This is a genomic window from Allobosea sp. CCNWLY174 (genome assembly GCF_037120455.1).
Classification (GTDB): Bacteria; Pseudomonadota; Alphaproteobacteria; order Rhizobiales; family Beijerinckiaceae; genus Allobosea; species Allobosea lupini.
Window position 1 is genome coordinate 561,451 of sequence record NZ_JBBBBQ010000001.1, and the last position, 18,697, is coordinate 580,147.

The 18,697-nt window shown below is 66.4% G+C and carries 13 protein-coding genes; 4 read left to right on the top strand and 9 right to left on the bottom strand.

What is annotated here, in order from left to right:
• The first annotated feature begins 83 nt into the window (after window positions 1-83).
• Entirely contained in the window at window positions 84-896 is an 813-nt protein-coding gene (locus V7S63_RS02715; RefSeq protein ID WP_336529121.1) for a GntR family transcriptional regulator, read from the top strand.
• An 11-nt stretch (window positions 897-907) separates the two neighbouring features.
• Here the strand turns inward: V7S63_RS02715 and V7S63_RS02720 are convergent, their stop codons facing one another.
• The 9 genes from V7S63_RS02720 to V7S63_RS02760 all read right to left on the bottom strand — a co-directional run bounded on the left by V7S63_RS02720 (window position 908) and on the right by V7S63_RS02760 (window position 15,599).
• Window positions 908-2,305, bottom strand: coding sequence for a mannose-1-phosphate guanylyltransferase/mannose-6-phosphate isomerase (locus V7S63_RS02720; protein ID WP_336529122.1), 1,398 nt, complete (start codon window positions 2,303-2,305; stop codon window positions 908-910).
• A 150-nt stretch (window positions 2,306-2,455) separates the two neighbouring features.
• Window positions 2,456-3,883: an HlyD family type I secretion periplasmic adaptor subunit gene (locus V7S63_RS02725; protein ID WP_336529123.1), complete on the bottom strand. Its 1,428-nt coding sequence runs from the start codon at window positions 3,881-3,883 to the stop codon at window positions 2,456-2,458.
• Window positions 3,880-5,619, bottom strand: coding sequence for a type I secretion system permease/ATPase (locus tag V7S63_RS02730; RefSeq protein WP_336529124.1), 1,740 nt, complete (start codon window positions 5,617-5,619; stop codon window positions 3,880-3,882). Before V7S63_RS02730 ends, V7S63_RS02725 begins: the two co-directional genes overlap by 4 nt.
• A 261-nt stretch (window positions 5,620-5,880) precedes the next feature.
• Complete coding sequence (locus V7S63_RS02735) at window positions 5,881-8,334, bottom strand: right-handed parallel beta-helix repeat-containing protein (protein ID WP_336529125.1); 2,454 nt, start codon at window positions 8,332-8,334, stop codon at window positions 5,881-5,883.
• A gap of 584 nt (window positions 8,335-8,918) precedes the next feature.
• The gene (locus tag V7S63_RS02740; protein WP_091829509.1) at window positions 8,919-11,087 is read right to left on the bottom strand and encodes a GumC family protein; all 2,169 of its coding nucleotides are present in this window, start codon (window positions 11,085-11,087) and stop codon (window positions 8,919-8,921) included.
• Between the two features lie 95 nt (window positions 11,088-11,182).
• Entirely contained in the window at window positions 11,183-12,658 is a 1,476-nt protein-coding gene (locus tag V7S63_RS02745) for an exopolysaccharide biosynthesis polyprenyl glycosylphosphotransferase (protein WP_336529126.1), read from the bottom strand.
• 43 nt (window positions 12,659-12,701) lie between these two features.
• A complete protein-coding gene (locus tag V7S63_RS02750; RefSeq protein ID WP_100960045.1) occupies window positions 12,702-13,712 on the bottom strand; it encodes an NAD-dependent epimerase/dehydratase family protein in 1,011 nt (336 codons plus the stop codon).
• A gap of 106 nt (window positions 13,713-13,818) precedes the next feature.
• Entirely contained in the window at window positions 13,819-14,580 is a 762-nt protein-coding gene (locus tag V7S63_RS02755) for a WecB/TagA/CpsF family glycosyltransferase (protein WP_336529654.1), read from the bottom strand.
• A gap of 32 nt (window positions 14,581-14,612) precedes the next feature.
• Window positions 14,613-15,599 carry a UDP-glucuronic acid decarboxylase family protein gene (locus tag V7S63_RS02760; protein WP_091829515.1) on the bottom strand — a complete coding sequence of 329 codons (987 nt, stop codon included), beginning with the start codon at window positions 15,597-15,599 and terminating at the stop codon, window positions 14,613-14,615.
• 336 nt (window positions 15,600-15,935) lie between these two features.
• Between V7S63_RS02760 and V7S63_RS02765 the strand changes: the two genes are divergently transcribed.
• The 3 genes from V7S63_RS02765 (at window position 15,936) to V7S63_RS02775 (ending at window position 18,669) form a co-directional block, all read left to right on the top strand.
• On the top strand, window positions 15,936-17,219 hold the full coding sequence (locus V7S63_RS02765; RefSeq protein WP_336529127.1) for a polysaccharide biosynthesis/export family protein: 1,284 nt from the start codon (window positions 15,936-15,938) through the stop codon (window positions 17,217-17,219).
• 142 nt (window positions 17,220-17,361) lie between these two features.
• The gene (locus V7S63_RS02770; protein WP_336529128.1) at window positions 17,362-17,796 is read left to right on the top strand and encodes a hypothetical protein; all 435 of its coding nucleotides are present in this window, start codon (window positions 17,362-17,364) and stop codon (window positions 17,794-17,796) included.
• Between the two features lie 3 nt (window positions 17,797-17,799).
• On the top strand, window positions 17,800-18,669 hold the full coding sequence (locus V7S63_RS02775) for a methyltransferase, TIGR04325 family (protein WP_336529129.1): 870 nt from the start codon (window positions 17,800-17,802) through the stop codon (window positions 18,667-18,669).
• Window positions 18,670-18,697 lie beyond the last annotated feature (28 nt).

Genomic DNA, 18,697 nt, shown 5'->3' on the forward strand with positions numbered 1-18,697 from the left:
AGCCGTCGACAAGCCGCAGTGGGCAAAGCCATTTGCGGATACCTCTTTTTCATATAAACTATATAGAAATAGGAACGAACGGCATGCCTCCTGTCAATGCCAAAAAAACGACGGCAACTGCCGCCGGAACGGGCAACGGCTCCGGGGCCTCGGCGCCGACGCTGCCGAATTTCGGCGCTGCGGAGGCCGCGCCGCTCTATGAGCGCGTGAAGCGGCACATGTCGGAGGCGATCCTCGTCGGCGAATGGCCGCCCGGCATGGTGCTGCCGAGCGAGACCTCGCTGGCCCAGGGCTTCGGCATCGCCGTCGGGACGGTCCGCCGGGCGATGGCCGATCTGGTGGCGGAGGGGCTGCTGACGCGCCGCCGCAAGACCGGGACGGTGGTGACCGGACGCACACCGCATCACAGCCTGCGCTTCGTCTTCCAGTATTTTCGCCTGCACCGGGCCGATGGCAGCCTGGTGCGCTCGACCAGCCAGTTCCTCAGCGTTGAAGCCCTGCCTGCCACGCAGGCACAGGCCGAGGCCCTCCAGATCAAGGCCGGCGGCGTGATCCGCGTCCATCGCATCCGCCATGCCGACGGCCGCCCGGTGATGCACGACAAGCTGGTGCTGGCGCAGGAGCGGCTGCGGGACTGGCCGCGCGACATCGCCGAGCTGCCGCCTCTGCTCTATCTCCATCTGCTCGAGCGCTACGGCATCCGGATTTCAGCCATGCGCGAGCAGATCACCGCCGACATCGCAAGCGCGGAGGACGTCGCGCTCCTGGCACTCGCCGCCGGTGATCCGGTGCTGACGATCGACGAGGTCGCCTATGACCAGGCCGGAGTTCCCACGGTCCTCGGCTGGCATCGCGCCACGACGCGAGCCCACATCTACGTCAACGAGGTGCGGTAACCACGGCGCTTTCAGCAGCGCTGATAGATGTCCTCGATGCGGATGATGTCGTCCTCGCCGAGATAGGAGCCGACCTGGACCTCGATGATCTCGAGCGGAATCTTGCCCGGATTGGCCATGCGATGGACGCAGCCGATCGGCAGGTAGATCGCCTCGTTCTCATGCACGAGGATGGTCTCGTCGTCGCGCGTCACCTGCGCGGTGCCGCGGACCACGACCCAGTGCTCGGCGCGGTGATGGTGCTTCTGCAGGGAGAGGACGCCGTTCGGCTTGACGGTGATGCGCTTGACCTGATGGCGCTCGTCGAGATCGACGGAGAGATACTTGCCCCAGGGCCGGTGGATCTCGCGATGGCTGGCGGCTTCCGGCTCATGGTTCGCCGCAACCAGCGCGACGACGTCCTTGACCTTGTCGGCCTTGGCTTTCGACGTCACCAGGATGGCGTCGCGGGTCGCGATGACGGCGACATCGTCCAGGCCGACAATGGCAACGACGGCATCCTCGGAGCGGACCAGATTGTTCGTGCCATCGAGCACGTAGCCGCGTCCCTGGACGACGTTGCCGTGCGCGCCCTTCTCGGAAAGCTGCCAGACCGCGGTCCAATTGCCGACATCCGACCAGCCGAAATGGCCGGCGATCACCGCTGCGGTATCGGCCTGCTCCAGCGCTGGGGGCTCCGCTGCAATCGCCGGCAGTTCGGCGGAAGCGTCGGTTTCGAGCATGCGGATGCCGAGACTGGCCCCGTTCGCCTTACCGTTGCCGATCGCTCCCCTGGCGGCAGCCTGAAGCCTCGTCCGCATCGTCGCCGCGTCGAAGACGACATTGCCGGAGTTCCAGAGGTAGCCTTCGGCGAGATAGCGCGCCGCCAGCGCCGCATCTGGCTTCGCCGCCACGTCCTCGACCCCGCGTACGCCGTCGGCGATCTCCGTTCCCGGCCGGATGTAGCCATAGGCAGTCGCCGGATGGCATGGAGGTATGCCGATCGCGACGATACGGCCCTGTGCGGCGACAGCGGCGGCTCTCGCGCAGGTTTCGACAAAGAGCTTGCCGTCCTGCACGACATGGTCGGCCGGAAAGATGCCGACAAGCGCCGTCTCGCTGCGGGCAAGGCCGAGCTCGGCCGCGGTCGCCGCGGCGGAATCAGCCCCGCGCCCGGCGGGCTCCAGCACGATCTCGGCGCGCAGGCCGATCGCCTGCAACTGGTCGGCGATGGTGAAGCGCTGGTCCGCGTTCGTCACCACGATCGGCAGATCGAACACATCGGGATCGGACAGCAGCCGAAGCGTGCGCTGGAAGGAGGAATCCCGGCCGAACAACGGGATGAACTGCTTCGGCATCGTCTCGCGCGCGATCGGCCAGAGGCTGGCGCCATGTCCCGTGCACATCACGACCGGGATGATCTTGGGCATAGGTTTGGCTCCCCGAAAGCGGCTGCTGATCGCGCCGCAATACTGGAAGAGAAACCTGCGGGCTCAAGCGGCCATCTCGGCTGATCGGCCGAGCGAAGTTGCCGTGCCGCAGGGCGATCGGCTCCTCCGATCGCCCTACCCCGTCCGCGCTCACTCCTCGCGGAAGCTCGACCGCATCGAGTCGGTCAGCGGCTGCATCAGATAGGCGATGGCGGTGCGCTCGCCGGTCGGGACATAGACCTCGGCCGGCATGCCGGGCCTGAGCTTGGCCCTGACCTTGGGCGGGAAGCCCGAGGCCGAGACGCTGACGCGCAATTCATAGACCATCTGCTGCAGGACATCGTCGCGCAGCGCATCGGCGGCAACCGATTTGACCTCGCCGACGGTGAAGGGCGTCGCCCGCCCCTTGAACGATGGCAGGCGAACCTCCGCGGCCATGCCCGGATGCAGGTTGTTCACGTCCATCGGCGAGACCTTGGCGGTGACGATCAGCTCGTCGTCCTGCGGCACGATCTCCATCAGTGTCTCGCCCGGCTTGACCACGGCCCCGACGGTATGGATCTTCGAAGCCACGACCCGCCCGGCCCGCGGCGCGCGGACTTCGGCGCGCGCCAGCACGTCCTCGGCGATCCGCAGCTTCTCGCGGGCGTCGGCGAGCTTGACCCGGCATTCGGCAAGCTTTGTCGAGGCCTCCTCGGAGGCTTTCAGGCCGATCTGGCTCATCTGGAGCCGGATCTCGTCATTGGCGACGGCCAGCCTTGCCAGATCGGCCTCCAGCGAGCCGATGCGGCCCTGCAGTTCTGTCAAAGAGCGCTTGAGCGGGTTGATCCGGGTCGAGGCGACAAACCCTTTGTCGGCGAGAGGCCGCAGGCTGGTCAGCTCCTCGTTGATGCTAGCGGCCTGGCTGATCGCGGCCTCGCGCTGCGCTTCGTTCGACTGGTACTGCTTTTCGGACTGCGTCAGCCGCTCCTTGAGGATCGAGACCTCCAGCTTCTGCGTGGACTGCCGTTCCTTGAACAGGCGCTCCTGGTCGAGCATGACCCGGCGCGCCTCCTTCGTCTCAGCGGTATCGAGCAGTTCGCTCGGGAAGGTGATGCGGTCGAGGCGGTCGATCTCGGCGGTGAAGCGCGCCTCCTCACCCAGGGCCTGCAACACGATCAGCCGCGCCACGCTGCGCTGCGCCGCCGCCTGCGTCGTATCAAGGCGCAGGAGGGTTTCGCCGGCCTTGACGTCGGCCCCGTCGCGCACCGCGATCGCCTCGACGAGCCCGCCCTCGAGATGCTGCACCGCCTTGCGATCGCTCTCGACGACGATGCTGCCATGCGCCACCACGGCGCTGTCGAGCCGCGCGGTCACCGACCAGAGGCCGCCGGCTCCCAGCGCGAGACCGACCACGACATAACCCTTGCGCACCGGGGCGCGCCAATCGCCATCCCCCTGCGCAGGCACGCTCGTGCGCTGGAGCCATTGTCTCGCGAACGCGAGCAGAGGTTCGAGATGCCGGCGCCAGGGCAGCCGGTTCAGGACGGATTTCATTGTGTGCGGGACGAGCTTCAGCTTGTTCAGGACGGAGTTCATCGACGTGCCCACCTTGCTGCCGAGAGCGGCTCGACCTGTCCCGTCTGACCGCGCTGTGGCGGCTGGATGCGTGCGCCATTGCCCGGCTGCAGCAGCACCGGCAGGATTTCGTCGCGCCCGCCGACCCTGACGGCCTGGCCCTTCTGCATCAGGATGATCTTGTCGACCTGCGAGAGCAGCTGCGGGCGATGGGTGATCACGACGACGATCGCGCCGGCGTCGCGCAAGCCAGCCAGGGAGCGCGCCAGCGCGGCATCGCCATCCATGTCGAGATTGGCGTTCGGCTCGTCGAGCACGACCAGCGCCGGCTGCCCGTATAGCGCGCGCGCCAGCCCGATGCGCTGGCGCTGCCCGCCGGAGAGGGTTGCCCCGCCCTCGCCGATCTGCGTCGCATAGCCGTCCGGGAAGCCCTGGATCAGCTCATGCGCGGAGGCGGCCGAGGCGGCCGCGACGGCGGCCTCGTCGGTCGCGTCGGGATCGAAGCGGGTGACGTTGTCGCGCACGCTGCCGGCGAACAATTCCACGTCCTGAGGCAGATAGCCGAGGATGCGCCCGCGCTGCTCGTCGGGGAAATGCCTGATGTCGTTTCCGTCGAGCCGCACCACGCCATGGGTAGGGGACCAGACGCCGACCAGCGCCCGGGCCAGCGACGACTTGCCGGAACCGGTCAGCCCGACCACGGCAGCGATCTCCCCCGGCTCGACTTCGAACGAGACATTGTGCAGCAGCAATGCGTTCCCGTTCGGGCTGCGCACGCTCAGGCCTTCGACCCGCAGCGAGCCGGCCGGATTCGGCAAGGTCATCGGCGTCGCATCATCCGATGGCGCCTTCAGGCTCCGGCTCAACCGCTGCAAGGCGCTGCGGGCGGAGACGAAGCTCTTCCATTGGCCGACGGCGCCCTCGATCGGCGCGAGCGCGCGGCCCATGATCAGCGATGCCGCGAACATCGCGCCGGCCGCGAGGTTCTGGTTGATCGCGAGATAGGCGCCGACGCCAAGCACCGCGCATTGCAGCGTCAGCCGCAACAGCTTCGTCGCGGCCAGCAGCGTCCCGCCCCAATCGGCCGCGGCCGTATGGTAAGCCAGCGCCTGGCCACGCTGCCGTTGCCATTCGGTTCGGATCGGCTGGCCCATGCCGAGCGCCTTGATGACTTCGGCGTTGCGCAGCGAGGCCGTCAGTCGCTCGTTTGCGCCATGGCCGAGCTCCGAGGCGCGGATCAGCGATCCCTTGGTGATGCGCTCGTTCAGCAGGGCGACACCCAGGATCGCGATGGCGCCGAGCGTGGCTACAGCGCCAATCGCCGGATGCAGGATGAAACAGAGGGCGAGATAGATCGGAATCCAGGGCGCATCCATCAGCGATGGCACGAGGCTGCCCGACAGCGTCGCCCGCAATGTCTCGACATCGCGAATGGGCAGGGTCGGCGAGCCCTTCGCGTCAAGCGCACCGTGGAAGGCGGCTTCGAAGGCAGGCTCGGACAGCGCCTTGTCGACGCACAGGCCGAGCTGGACCAGCGCTCTGCTGCGGAAATGCTCAAGCGCGGCATAAGCCGCGAACAAGGCGAGCACGATCAGCGACAGCATGACCAGCGTGGTGCCGTTTCGGCTGGTCAGCACCCTGTCGTAGATCTGCATCGTGTAGAGCGGGGAGACGAAGACGAACAGGTTCAGCACGAAGGAAAGCCCGAACAGCGATGCGAATGCGGGCGTCAGCTTGCGAACCGTTTGCGAGAGCATGTCCGTCGGTTTCCTTTGGCGCAATTGCAGCCGTCGACGCCGGCGTATCCGGGCGGGCGGCAATCATTGGAAGAGGAAGGCGAGGCCCCCGCGAAGCGCGCCGCGGAGAATGGCGACCCGGCCGCCATGGCCGGGTCGCCTCGAGGCAGCGGCCAGATCGCCGTGCGTCCTAACGGACGCAAAATGGCGATCTAGCCCTTTGTTTCGGCACCGGATTTCCCCGAAAAGTCGATCCCGCTTTTCGGTCCAATGCTTCCGGCGCTACCAGTGCCAGTGCGAGAGCTGGCTGTGGCAGTGGTGGTCGTTGTCGTCGTCATGGCGCGACTGGCCCCCTCGCCAGTCGTTGCGGCCACCACCGCCGGTATCGTCGTCGTTGCTTGCCTGACTGTCCCGCGACCCGTTGCGCCCGCCGCCATGGTCGTCGTCACCACGACGCGATGAGCCGCCATCCCAGGACCAGCGGCCGCCGCTGAGGCCGCCCCAGCCACCATGGCCGCCCCAGCCACCACCTCCGGAATTCGACGGCGTTTCCGCGTCCGTCCCGCCCGTGCCGGTATCGACATCGGGGATGGTGATCACGTCCGGGTTCCCGCTGTCCGGTTCGGAGGTGTCGGGCGTCGTGCCTTCCCCGGTCGCCGGAGTCGTCGGCGCCTCCTCGCTCGGCGTCGACGGCTCGGCCGTCACCGGAGGCGTTTCGTTGCCGGGCTCGGAGGTGCCGGGCGACGTGCCTTCCCCGGTCGATGGAGTCGTCGGCGTCTCCTCGCTCGGCGTCGACGGCTCGGCCGTCACAGGCGGCGTTTCGGTGACCGGCTCGGAGGTCGTCGGCGGCGTGCCGCTGCCGTTCCCGCTCGACGGCGTCTCGACCTCGGGCGAGGTGCCGGTCAGCGCCGAGCCGACCGAGTCGAACGGCACCGAGTCGATGCCATGCGCCTGCGCCACGGATCCCGACACGAAGCTGTAGTCGCCATTCGCCGCATCGGTGAAGCCGGCCTGGCTCGTCTCGGTGCTGCCGGAATCGCCGCCCTGGCGCTGGAAACTCGCCAGCGAGACGTCGGCAATGGTCAGCTCGCCACCGTCCGGGTTGTAGTAGACATTATCGTGGATCAGGCTCGGATCGGTCTGGTCCGTATCGATCGTGTTGCTGCCGTCTCCGGAGACCTGGATGAAGTTGTTGTAGGTCTCGTTGCCGTCGATCGGATTGCCGTCCGCCTCGATCGTCGAGATCCCGTACTTGCCGTTGTCGAGCAGCGTGTTGTCGTGGATCTCGTTGTTCGAGCCGCCATGGACGAGGATGCCGCTGAACGTCGTCCCTTGGACAAAGTTGCCGTAGATCTGGGCATTGCTCGCCATGTTGTCGAGATAGATGCCGGAGCTCCAGTCCTCCGCAAAGCCGCCATCCTTGGTGTTGGTTCCACCGGTGTCGACGATCGTGTTGTAGCGGATGATGCTGCCGTCAGCGCCGGAGTCATCGGCCGAGAACAGGTAGATGGCGCCGGTATCGGGCGTCTGCTGTCCGGAATGGCGGATGTCGTTGTACTCGATCGTGTTGCCGCCGGACTGGTTGTCGGGATCGTAATTGACCTCCGAGATGCCGAAGCGCGGCACGTTGGTGATCGTGTTGTGGTCGATCTGGTTGCCTGCAGACTCCTGCATGTCGATCGAGCCGTACTGGACGTACACCTCGTTCGAGTGGTCAACGGTATTGTTGGTGATGCGGTTGTCGCTGGTGCCGGCCGTCATGGCGATGGCGCTCGACCAGGTGTGCTCGAAGCTGTTGCTCGAGACGGTATTGCCGCTGCTGTCGCCGTGCAGGGCGACGCCGACGCCGACATTGACGAACTGGTTGCCGTCGATGACCACGCCGTTGGCGTCGTTCACCTCGATCGCCGCGGTGGTCGGGTCGCCCGAGCTCGAGGCGGTGTCGGTAAAGGTGATGCCCTTGACAGTGACGTTGTCCGCTCCGTCGATGGAGATGATGCTGTGGTCGCCGGAGACGACGCCGCCCTCGCCGGTGAAGCCGTCCGGAGCCTTGTAGGAAATGGTCTGCGTCTCGGCATCGTAGGACCATTCGCCGACATTATCCGGCGTGTCCTGGGAGACGTAGTAGCGGCTCGCGGCGCCGAGATCGTAATTGGCCTCCGTGGTGAAGGTCATCACATTGCCTTCGACCGAGGCGATGGTCAGCACCTCGCTGGCATAGCCGTTCTCGGTGTAGACCGTAACGGTGTCGCCGGCCTTGGGTTGCTCGCCGTCTGGGTAGTCCGAGGGGTCGAACGCCATCGACTTCTGGGCGTCGTATCCTGCCGGGAGGTCCTGCCCCCAGAGCCAGCCGCCATGAACGGGATCGTTCGGATCGACGTCGGGGTAGCGGCTTTCGGTCTGCTTCTCGCCGTTGACGGTGAATTGCTGGACGTCTTGCGCGTCGACATGGGCCGTCCAGATGCCGTCGGAACCTTGCGTCCAGCCGCTGACCTGCGTGCCGCCGCTGATCACGACGTTCTCGCCGGACATCGCCACGAAGGAGGAGCCGGAATCGGCGGAGGTCAGCTGCAGAGCATCGTCCACATAATAGGTACCTCCAGCGATGTAGACCGTGTCGGCACCATTGCTCTGGTGCATGGCTTCGACCGCCCGCTCCAGCGTCTGGAAAGATGAATTCTCATCCAGACCCGTATTGCTGTCGCTTCCGGTGGTCGAGACGTAGAATGTGGCCATAAAGGGGCTCCTTTTTTGGCTGCAACACATTAAGTGATCGCTGCCTAGATACCCTTGAGGCCTGATTCGGTGCTACCTAAACCGGCGAGCCCTTACTCGTAAGGATTAGTCCGAACGGACTAATCGTCTTGTTTTGGTTCAGTATATCAATGGATTAATTCTTGGCGTCGCCAGCCTCATCCTGTTGACGGATTGGCCTCATACGCCCCGAGGCAGTGGTTTGCCTCACAGATCGGGCCCTCAAATGGCCTCATTCTCGAAACCAGAAGGCGAACTCACCGCCTATGTCAACGCGGTCGGGTCCGCCCGGGTTCCACCGTCCGAATGGCAGACCGTCAGATGATGGTCGCAGAACCTGGCACTCGCAGCCAGGCGATCGACATAGGTCCGGAAGGCCGCCAGCGTTGCGACCGGGCGCTGACAGCCGTCGCAGATGACCAGCGCCTCGGGTGACAGCTCGCTCGGCAGGTGGACAGCGGGCGACCCGCACTCCGTGCAGCTGAATCCGCCAGCCTGCGGCGCCGGCGAAGATCCGCCGAGATCGGGCGCTGCAAGCAGCGCGGCGTAGCGATGCAAGCGCCGGCTCATGCCGAGGCCTGATAGAAGGACTTGTAGTTGCGATAGACCCGGCCGCGGTCGGAGACGTCGTACCGGCCCTGCTCTTCGAGATCGACGCCGTTGAGCACAACGCCCGCGACATCCAGACCGAGCTTGCCGAGATGATCGAGCGTCGCCGACACGGTGCTCTTCAACGTGTCGTTCCATCTGACCACATGCAACACGGTGTCGGCGTGCTCGCGCAGCAAGGCACTGTCGGCGGAGAGCAGCACGGGCGCCACCTCGAACAGGATGACGTCGTAGCGCGCCCGCGCCTCGCGCAACATCGCCTCGAAAGCCGGATTCGAATAGACGTTCTGGCTGTCGCGCAGGCCGGACGCGCGCCGGACCGTGGCGACCGGGCTCGTTCCCGGACCGCCGGCGTCGCCGACCTGCGGCAGGCACTGGTCGAGCAGCGCCTCGTGCGGAAAGTTCTGGCCGAGCAGCAGGCGCCGGGGCGAGCCGTCCACGACCAGGACCCGCTGGCCCATCATCGCCAGCACGCGCGCCATGGCGGAGGCGACGAAGGACTTGCCCTCCCCCGGCGCCGACGAGGTGATCAGCACGAATTTGGGAGGATTGCTGGCCGGGAACAGCTCGGCCACCATCGAGCGCACCGCCTCGGCGAAGACCAGGCTCTCCAGCCCACCCGGATAATGCTCGAGATTCGGCAGAAGGCCGACGCAGTTGGTCCTTGTCTCGGTGGCGAACTCGTTCTCGCTGCGGAAGCCGCGATCGCGCTTCTCCAGCAGGTAGGAGAGTCCTGCCCCGGCCATCAGCCCGCCCGCCATGGCCAGCCCCAGCAGCAGCGACGGCTTGATCGAGCTCGGCAGCGAGGGAATGTCGGCCGGCGCGACGATCTGGGCGATGATCGGCCGCAATTCGCTCACGGCGCTGGCCTGCTGGTGGGCATCCGAAAGCTGCTTCAGGCGGTCGCGTGCCGCCGTCGCTTCAGCCTGCAAGGTGCGCAGCTGTCCTTCCAGACCCCTCGCCTCGATCGACTTGGTCTGCAAGGCGGCGACGCGCTCGCGCAGCGCCGCCTCGGCATTGCGAGCGGCCTGGACGTCGGTCTCGATATTGGCGACGGATTGCGCCAGCTGCTTCTGCAGCCGTTCCTGCACCGCCGTCAGCGACAGCCTCAGCCGCTGCACGGCCGGATGACGCTCGCCCGACACTGCGACCATCTCGTCGAGCGCCCGGCGGGCCTTGCCCTCCTCGTCGAGCAGCTGCTGGACCACTGGCGAACTGCCGAGATCGCTGGTCTGCGGGATGTTGCCGGCTGCAAGCGAGACCCGCGCGCGCTGCAATCGGGTTTCCTCGCCGAGCCGCGTGGCGGAGACTGTATTGAGCTGGGTCAGCATGTCGCGCAGCTGCTGCTGCTGGATGTCGGCGCCGTCCTGCCCGAGCTCGACGAAGCCGGTCCGTACCCGGAATGCCTCGATCTCCTTCTCGATCCGTCCGAGATTGGCGCGGGCCTCCTGCGCCTGCGCCCCGTACCACTGGCTGGAGCGCTGGGAGGCGTTCGCCGTGGCTTCCATCTTCCGGCGCAGATACTCGTTTCCGAAGGTGTTGACGATCAGCGCGGCGCGGTCGGGATCGGTGTCGCGATAGGTCAGCGTGACCAGATAGGCCTTGGTGTCGTTACTGACGCCCAGCGACGCGAGCAGCCGCTGGGCGGCGATGTCGCGCTGGGTCGGCTCGGCGGCATCGCCGAAACCGGTGAGGTCGCGCAACGTCCTGCGCACAGCCGACGGAAAGATCAGTTCGGCCGCCCCTCCGAGAAGGCCGGAGGACTGCGTCCTTGTCTCCTGGTCGAGGCCAAGGCGCGCCGCGACGGCGCGCGCCGTCGCGAGCGAGCGGATGATCCGCGCCTCGCTTTCGACCAGCGTCGAGGCATCGAGCGCGACGCTGCTCGCCTTGCCGCCCCCGCCGCTGTCTTCGCGCGTGAAGTCGAATTGCAGCACCAGGTCGGCGGTGTAGCGCTGCGGCGTCACCATCAGATAGAGGGCCGCCATCAACATGACCCCGCAGGTCACTGCGGCGATCAGCAATCTGCGGCGCCAGAGCATGGAGAGAAAGTCGAAGGTCACCACATCATAGTGCCTGGCGAGCGTCACAGGCTGACGGGGGCCTCGCATATCGCTGAAGAGATCCATGGCCTGATGCCTCGCCTGCGGTTTCACCCGGGGATACCGATCGACCCGGCCGGCGCCTCGCGAGCGACCGGCTCCGGCTCAGATCGACTTGCGTACTATTTCGCGCCGCGCCCGTGCAGAACGGCCGGGACCGTCTGCAGCAGCACGTAGAAATCCAGCCAGAACGACCAGTTGTGGATGTAGAAGCTGTCCTGCCGTTTCTGGACGACGAGATCGCCTTCGCTGCGATCCGTGACCTGCCAGAGTCCGGTCAGGCCAGGTGGGACGCTGGTGCGCAGCGCCTGGAAGGCGGTGTCGAAGCACTGGTTGTGATAGGCCGGGAACGGCCTGGGCCCGACGATGCTCATCTCGCCGCGCAGGACGTTCCAGAGCTGGGGTAACTCATCCAGGCTTGTGCGGCGGATGAACTGGCCGATCCTCGGCAGGATTCGGGGGTCGTTCGACAGCTTGAAGAAGCGCTCCCATTCATGCCGCGCCGCGCTGTCGGCCTCCAGATGCGCAGCGAGCCGCGCCTCGGCATCGACGTACATGCTGCGCAGCTTGTAGACCTTGAAGACGTGGCCGTTACGGCCGATCCGCGGCTGGGCATAGAAGGCAGGCCCGCTGTCGACCGCCTTCACCGCCAATGCGAGCACCGCGATCACGGGCAGAGCGAGAAGGGCGAGCGGGATCGCGACGACGAGGTCGAGCACCCGTTTCAGGCGCAGGTTGCGCGGCATGTGGATGGCGCTGCGCAATTCGAGGCCGAGCAGCCCGCCCATGGCCCGCAATTGGGGATTGAGGACCTGCAGCATCGAGGCGTCATGGACCACGAAGATCTGGCGCAGCGGCAGGCGAGCCAGCCAGTCGGCCTTCTCGACATGGAGATCCCCCGAGGCGCAGAGCGCGACCTCGATGCCCGGCGAGATGATGTTGGCCTGGCCGCGGGTGATCACCGGAAGGCCCGCAGTCTCCAAAGCCTCGGTGAGCACATCGGCCTCCTCGTCGGTGAGGATGGCGACCGGCTTCAGGCCGAGCTCCGGGTGCAAAGCCAGATCGCGCGCCAGGGCGAGGCAGGCCGGCATGGTGCCGTAGAGCACGGTCGGGGCGGACCAGAGATCGCGCCGCACCAACGCACCACGGACCAGCGCTTCGACATAATAGCCGAGCACGACCGACAATCCGGCGCCGGCGACCACGAAGCCCCAGAGATGGCTGGCCGGATCATCGACCGCCAGCCAGGTGAGCACCACGGCAGCCGCGACGACGTTGCCGAGCGTGCGCCGGCGCAAGCGGTCGACCGGCTCGGCCCGATCCGAGCCATAGAGCCTGAAGCCGCCAAGGGCGCCGCACAGCGCCAGGGCCCAGACCAGCATCAGGCTCGCCATATTGGTGTCGGTATCGGACGCGGCCATGGCCGCGCCCAACTGAAGCAGTCCCATGACGATGGTCAGCGTGACGAGGTCTCCGACCATCAGAGCGGCAGCGACAAGCCGCCGCCGCTCGGCTGGCGTGACATTGGCGCCGAGCGGCCGGCCCGGCTTTGCCATGCCGACCGAGGCGGGCACGACAGTCGTGACTACATCCGGCATGACATACTCCAGGGATCTTGCTCGGCCAGGCGGAAAGGCGGCGCTATTGCGCCGCGATCGTCGGAATGTGCTCGATGCCGGCCTCGCGCTCGGCCCGCGCTTTCACCTCGCCCGAGATCCAGGCATAGGTCGGGATCAGCCCCTGGCTGAGATGGATCGACGGTTCCCAGCCGAGGACCTCGCGCAGGCGGTTGTTGTCGCTGTTGCGACCGCGCACGCCCTGCGGACGATTGGTGTTGAAGCGCTTATGGATCGTCTTTCCGGAGATGCCGGCGATGATGTCGACCAGCCCGCTGACATCGACCAGCTCGTCCGTGCCGAGGTTGAGCGGCCCGGAATAGTCAGAGCGCATGATGCGGTAGATGCCCTCGACGCAGTCGTCGATGTACATGAAGGAGCGGGTCTGCTTGCCGTCGCCCCAGACCTCGATCGTCTCGCCCGACTTCGCCATCGCGACCTTGCGGCAGATGGCGGCCGGCGCCTTCTCCTTGCCGCCGTCCCAGGTGCCGAGCGGCCCGTAGACATTGTGGAAGCGGACCAATCGGGTCTGGAAACCGTAGTCCTGCGTGAAGTATTCGCACAGTTTCTCGGTGTAGAGCTTCTCCAGCCCGTATCCTGGTTCGGGATCTGCGGGGAAGGCATCGTCCTCCTTCAGCGGCACGACCGAGGGCACATCCTGAAGATATTGCGGATAGACGCAGGCCGAAGACGAGAACAGGAAGCGCTGGACCTTGGCATCGTAGGCCGCCTTCAGCATCTGCGCGCTGATCATCGTGTTGTTGAAGGTGATCGAGGCGTGCGCGCCGGAGATGTAGCCGATACCGCCCATGTCGGCCGCGAGATTGTAGACCTCGTCCATGCCCTGGACCGCCTCGCGGCAATCGTCCATCTCGCGCAGGTCCAGGATGCGGAACTCGTCCGCCGCGCTGGCTTGATACTCGGGGTCCTTGATGTCGACCCCTCGAACCCAATAGCCTCGATCCTTGAGGTAATTGACAAGATGGAAGCCGATAAAGCCGCCAGCACCGGTAACCAGCACAGATTTCTTGGACATTACTTCGCTCCACTGAAGAATGGAACTCAGTGATAGCGTTTTTATCTTTTTAAATCAGGTGGTTAAACGGAACTATAACCCTTTTGGGACTAGTTATCTGTTGGGGTTAGATCGACCTCTTCGAGGCAGCAGCGAGCACGGTCTTCTGCCGGAGCAGTTGCAGACTGGCGCCGAGCATGAACTGCGGGACGATCTTGCCGTAGCGGCGCCAGAGCCGCCGCGGTTCCGAGAGCAGCCTGAACAGCCATTCGAGCCCGCGCTTCTGCATCCAGGCCGGGGCCTGGCGCTTGGTGCCGGCGAGGAAATCGAAAGCCGCGCCAACGCCGATCATGACCGGCGCCTCGATCCGGTCGAGGTGCGCCGCCATCCAGTATTCCTGCTTGGGCGTACTGAGCCCAACCCAGACGATGTCCGGCTTGGCGGCGTTGATCATGCGCACGATCTCCTCGTCCTCCTCCGCCGAGGAAGGCCGGAAGGGCGGCGAAAAGGTGCCCACGACGGCGAGCCCGGGAAAGCGCGCGGCGAGACGCTCGCGCAAGCGCTCGGCAAGGCCGGGCGCACCGCCGAAATAGTACTGGCGATAGCCCTTCTCGGCCGACAGTGCCGTGAGCCGCAGCATCAGGTCCGGGCCGTAGACCCGCTCGGTCCGGCCATGGCCGAGCTTGCGGGCCATCCAGACCAGCGGCATGCCGTCGGGCGTTGCCATCCCCGCGCGCTCATGGATCGCCATGAGCCTGGGATCCGACTGGCTCTCGATCACGCCATGGACGCCGGTGATGCAGACATAGTTCCGATCTTTGCGGGCTATCCAGCCTTCGACCGCGCCAAGGGCGTCCGCCATGGTGATGGCACTGACGTTGACGCCCATGATGCGGGCGCGGGGAAGCGTGCCGTCCTGCGTCACGAGTTCGCCCTCGCGACCTCGACCCGGCGCACGGGGTCTTGCATCCTCGACAGCACGCCTTCGAAATAGGAGATCGTCCGCTTCAGCCCGTCCTGCAGGGACACCTTGGGCCGCCAGTGCAGCAGCTCCTGCGCCTTGCTGATGTCGGGGCAGCGCTGGCGCGGGTCGTCCTGCGGCAGCGGCCTGAACACGATCGGCGAGCGCGAGCCGGTCAGCGAGATGATCAGATCGGCGATCTCGGCCATGGAGGTCTCGACCGGATTGCCGAGATTGACCGCGCTGTCCAAAGGCTGGGTCACGTTCATCAGCCGCATCAGGCCTTCGACCAAGTCGTCGACGAAGCAGAAGGCGCGGGTCTGGCGGCCATCGCCATAGAGCGTGATCGGCTCGTTGCGCAGCGCCTGGACGATGAAGTTGGAGACGACGCGGCCATCCTCCAGATTCATCCGCGGTCCGTAGGTGTTGAAGATGCGGGCGACGCGGATCTCGACGCCATGGCGCCGCTTGTAGTCGTAGAACAGCGTCTCGGCGCAGCGCTTGCCTTCATCATAGCAGGCGCGCGGCCCGCTGATGCTGACGAGCCCGCGATAATCCTCGACCTGCGGATGGACGTCCGGGTCGCCGTAGATCTCGCTGGTCGATGCCTGCAGGATCGGGATGCCGAGCCGCTTGGCCATGCCGAGCATGTTGATCGCGCCGAGGACGCTGGTCTTCGTGGTCTGCACGGGGTCGCGCTGGTAATGCACCGGCGAGGCCGGACAGGCGAGATTGTAGATCTCGTCGACCTCGAGATAGAGCGGGAAGGTCACATCGTGCCTGAGCGCCTCGAAATTGGGCAGGCCGAGCAACGCCGTCAGGTTCTCGCGGCGCCCGGTATAGTAGTTGTCGACCGCGATGACCTGGTGCCCCTGGGCGACCAGCCGTTCACAGAGGTGGCAGCCAACGAAGCCGGCGCCGCCAGTGACGAGGATACGCTTCTGCATGTCTGAGCTCCGCCGGATCGTGCACGGGAGGGAGCCAAAAGCTTTGCTGCAAGCGCCGCCTTCTCAAAGGACGCTTTTGGGAGGTAAGCGCCTCGGCGCCAACAAGGAAGGGCTACTCCCAGGCGACGCGAACGGCACCCCCGCCCAAGGATGGCTGCCGCGCTCGACTATGGGGTTAATCCGGTAGCGACACGCCTTGGCCCGAATGCCAATGCGGAAAGTGGCCCTGCCCTGACATCCTGCCGGCATCGCATCGCCCCTCTGCGGGCAAGACGGTCGGAGCCGGCTTTGGACACGTCAATCCACCCCCGGAAATTTCACCATGCCTCGCGCGCCGTGGCACTTGCTATCCCATCGGGATGGCATCGGCTGCACCCGCTCATCCTGGCGCTGGCGGCTTGGACACTCATCCTGGTCGCGACCGTCTCGGCCGCCGAGCGCGAGGCGGCCGAGACGCTCTCGATCGGCGACAAGGTCACGATCTCGGTCTTCGGCCAGACGGACCTTTCCGGCGACTTCGTCCTAGACGGCTCCGGCGCGGTCAACATGCCGCTCGCCGGGCGCATCAAGGTCGCAGGCCTCACGGCGATGGAGGCGGAAGCAAGGATCCGCAGCGGCCTCATGGACGGTTACCTCAAGGATGCCGTGGTCAGCCTGCGGATCGCCGAGCTGAAGCCGGTCTACATCATGGGCGAGGTGCGCTCGCCGGGAACCTATCCCTTCCGGCACGGGCTCAACATCCTCGCGGCGGTCGCATTGGCCGGCGGCTATCGGGTCGGCGACGAGTCGATCGCCGTGCTCAAATCCGAGCTCCTGCTCGCCGACGAGCGCGAGCAGTTGCTCACCGCCTCGCTGCAGACGCTGACGGCACGCCGCCAGCGCCTCGAAGCCGAGCGCGACGGCGTCAAGCAGCTCGTGGCCGATGCACGAAGCGCAGGCAGCCCCCAGATCCTGGCCGGCGAGCAGGAGATCCTCGACTTCCAGCGGCGGGCCCGCGAGGGCGAGCGCGACTTGCTGAGCCAGCAGGTCGCGCGGCTCCAGTCCGAAAAGGCCGCCCTGACCGAGCAAGCCCGACTGGTCGAGAGGCAGGTCGAGCTGACGCGCGAGCAGTCGACCGAATATAACAAGCTGGCGACGACCGGCCATGGCCTGCGCACCGTCCAGGTCGAGCGCGAGCGCGACTATGCCCGCACGCAGGGCGAGGCGGCGCGCCTGAGGGCGGAGCTGGCCAAGAGCGAGACGGCGCTCGGCGAGCTGACGCTGCGGCTGCGTGAGCTCGACACCACCTATATGCGCCGTGTCGTGCTCGAGCTGCAGGACACCCGGCAAAAGATTCTCGAGGTCGAGCGCAGCCTGCCGACCGCGCGCGAGATCGCCGAAAGCCGGCGCCGCCGGGTGGTGGCGAGCCAGGGCTCCGGCGCGGCAGCGGATTGGGACATCAGGATCACGCGGCAGGCCGGCCTCGCACCGGTGACGCTCCAGGCGAATTTCGAAACCACCCTTCAACCCGGCGACATCGTCCAGGTGAGCCCGAAGACGCGCGCCGCGGAGAGTTCCATTCCCGGGGAGGCGGCAAAGACGCCGGTACGCCAGCTTACCGGCCTCGCCAGCCAGCAATGACCCCGTCACGGCTCGAGCCGGCCGCGCCGCCATGCCTGAAAGGGCAGCTGTCGACGACGCCGAGCGCGATCCAGTTCAATGATCGGGCGATCTCGAGGCGAGGGCGAGAGCAAGCCCTCTCCCGGCCAGGACGGAGGCAGTCTTGACGAGTTCGGAGAAGCACAGCCGGGATGATGGCAGCAGCGCACGCACCGCCCCCTTGCTTCCGGCGGTCCGGAACTCCGCCTTCGCGAAGCACTGGCTCGCTATCGACGAAGGCGGCGCGGAGCTGACCAAGGCCGTGTTCGGTGCACCCGCGCGGCGGGCATCACCCCCGCCAAATCCGAACAAGGCTGCACAATCCTCGACCTCTTCCACACCCGCCTCGCACAGCGCGCCGGCCCCTTCCCGCCTGCGGGCGACCGTCGCCCTGCTGCTGCTCGTCCTGGCCGTGCTTTTCGCCACGCCTGCCGCCAGGCTGCTGGGCTTCGCGCCGCGGCCCGAGCGGGCCGGCACCGCCGAGGTCTCGCCGCGCGGCAAGGCGCCGCTCCTGAAACCGAGCCCTCGCCCCGAGGCGAAACGCGCCGGCGAGGCCTGAGCGATGTCCGCCAGCGCCACATGGAAACAGAGCCTGCGCCTGACGGCCCGCACGGCCTCGGCGCACTGGCCCGGCATCGCCCAGCTTCGCCGGAAGCTCTACGAGGCCCGCTTTCGCGCCGGTCGCTATCACTGCGGCTACAGCGGCAGGTTTGCCGGCTTCGAGGCGGCCGAGCGCGCCTTGCCGACGGGCCTGTCCGGCTTCGATCATGACGCGATGGCGGACATCGACCACTACACCACCATGGCCGGCGGAATCGAGCCGATGCCGGCGACCGAGTACCCTTTGCTGTTCTGGCTGCGCGGCGCGCTCGACGAAGGCGCCCGGACGCTGCTCGATCTCGGTGGCTATGTCGGGCACGCCTTCCGCCAATACGATCGGTATCTCGGCTTTCCCGATGACTTCCGCTGGACCGTCTTCGACCTGCCGCACATCACCCGGGCAGGACAGGCGATAGCCGCACGGCAGCCCACGCCACGCCTGCGCTTCACCAACAGCGTCGACGACGGCTGCGGCATGGAGATCCTGCTCGCAGCGGGTTCGCTGCAATACCTGCCGGAGAACTATCTGCACGAGCGGCTGAAGGCCTGGCCGAAGCGCCCCCGGCATCTGATCGTCCAGCGCACGCCGCTCCACGCGCGACACTCATTCGTGACGATCCAGTCGGTGATCACGCGAACGGGCGAGGTCTCGTTCTGCCCCTACAGCGTTCCGGCGCGCACCGGCTTCATCGATGGCCTGCTCGCGCTCGGCTATGAGCTCGTGGATTCCTGGGAGAAGCCCCGCAGCCTCGATGTGCCTTTCCATCCGGAATGCCATGTCGAAACCTATTCAGGGCTCTACTTCCAGCTACCGCATCCGACCGAAAAGTGAGATCCACTTTTCGGAAAAATCCGACGTG

Bases quoted from the DNA above. Each gene is read 5' to 3' on its own strand.
- V7S63_RS02715 (WP_336529121.1), top strand. From the start codon at position 84: ATGCCTCCTGTCAATGCCAAAAAAACGACGGCAACTGCCGCCGGAACG.
- V7S63_RS02720 (WP_336529122.1), bottom strand. From the start codon at position 2,305: ATGCCCAAGATCATCCCGGTCGTGATGTGCACGGGACATGGCGCCAGC.
- V7S63_RS02725 (WP_336529123.1), bottom strand. From the start codon at position 3,883: ATGAACTCCGTCCTGAACAAGCTGAAGCTCGTCCCGCACACAATGAAA.
- V7S63_RS02730 (WP_336529124.1), bottom strand. From the start codon at position 5,619: ATGCTCTCGCAAACGGTTCGCAAGCTGACGCCCGCATTCGCATCGCTG.
- V7S63_RS02735 (WP_336529125.1), bottom strand. From the start codon at position 8,334: ATGGCCACATTCTACGTCTCGACCACCGGAAGCGACAGCAATACGGGT.
- V7S63_RS02740 (WP_091829509.1), bottom strand. From the start codon at position 11,087: ATGGATCTCTTCAGCGATATGCGAGGCCCCCGTCAGCCTGTGACGCTC.
- V7S63_RS02745 (WP_336529126.1), bottom strand. From the start codon at position 12,658: ATGCCGGATGTAGTCACGACTGTCGTGCCCGCCTCGGTCGGCATGGCA.
- V7S63_RS02750 (WP_100960045.1), bottom strand. From the start codon at position 13,712: ATGTCCAAGAAATCTGTGCTGGTTACCGGTGCTGGCGGCTTTATCGGC.
- V7S63_RS02755 (WP_336529654.1), bottom strand. From the start codon at position 14,580: ATGGGCGTCAACGTCAGTGCCATCACCATGGCGGACGCCCTTGGCGCG.
- V7S63_RS02760 (WP_091829515.1), bottom strand. From the start codon at position 15,599: ATGCAGAAGCGTATCCTCGTCACTGGCGGCGCCGGCTTCGTTGGCTGC.
- V7S63_RS02775 (WP_336529129.1), top strand. From the start codon at position 17,800: ATGTCCGCCAGCGCCACATGGAAACAGAGCCTGCGCCTGACGGCCCGC.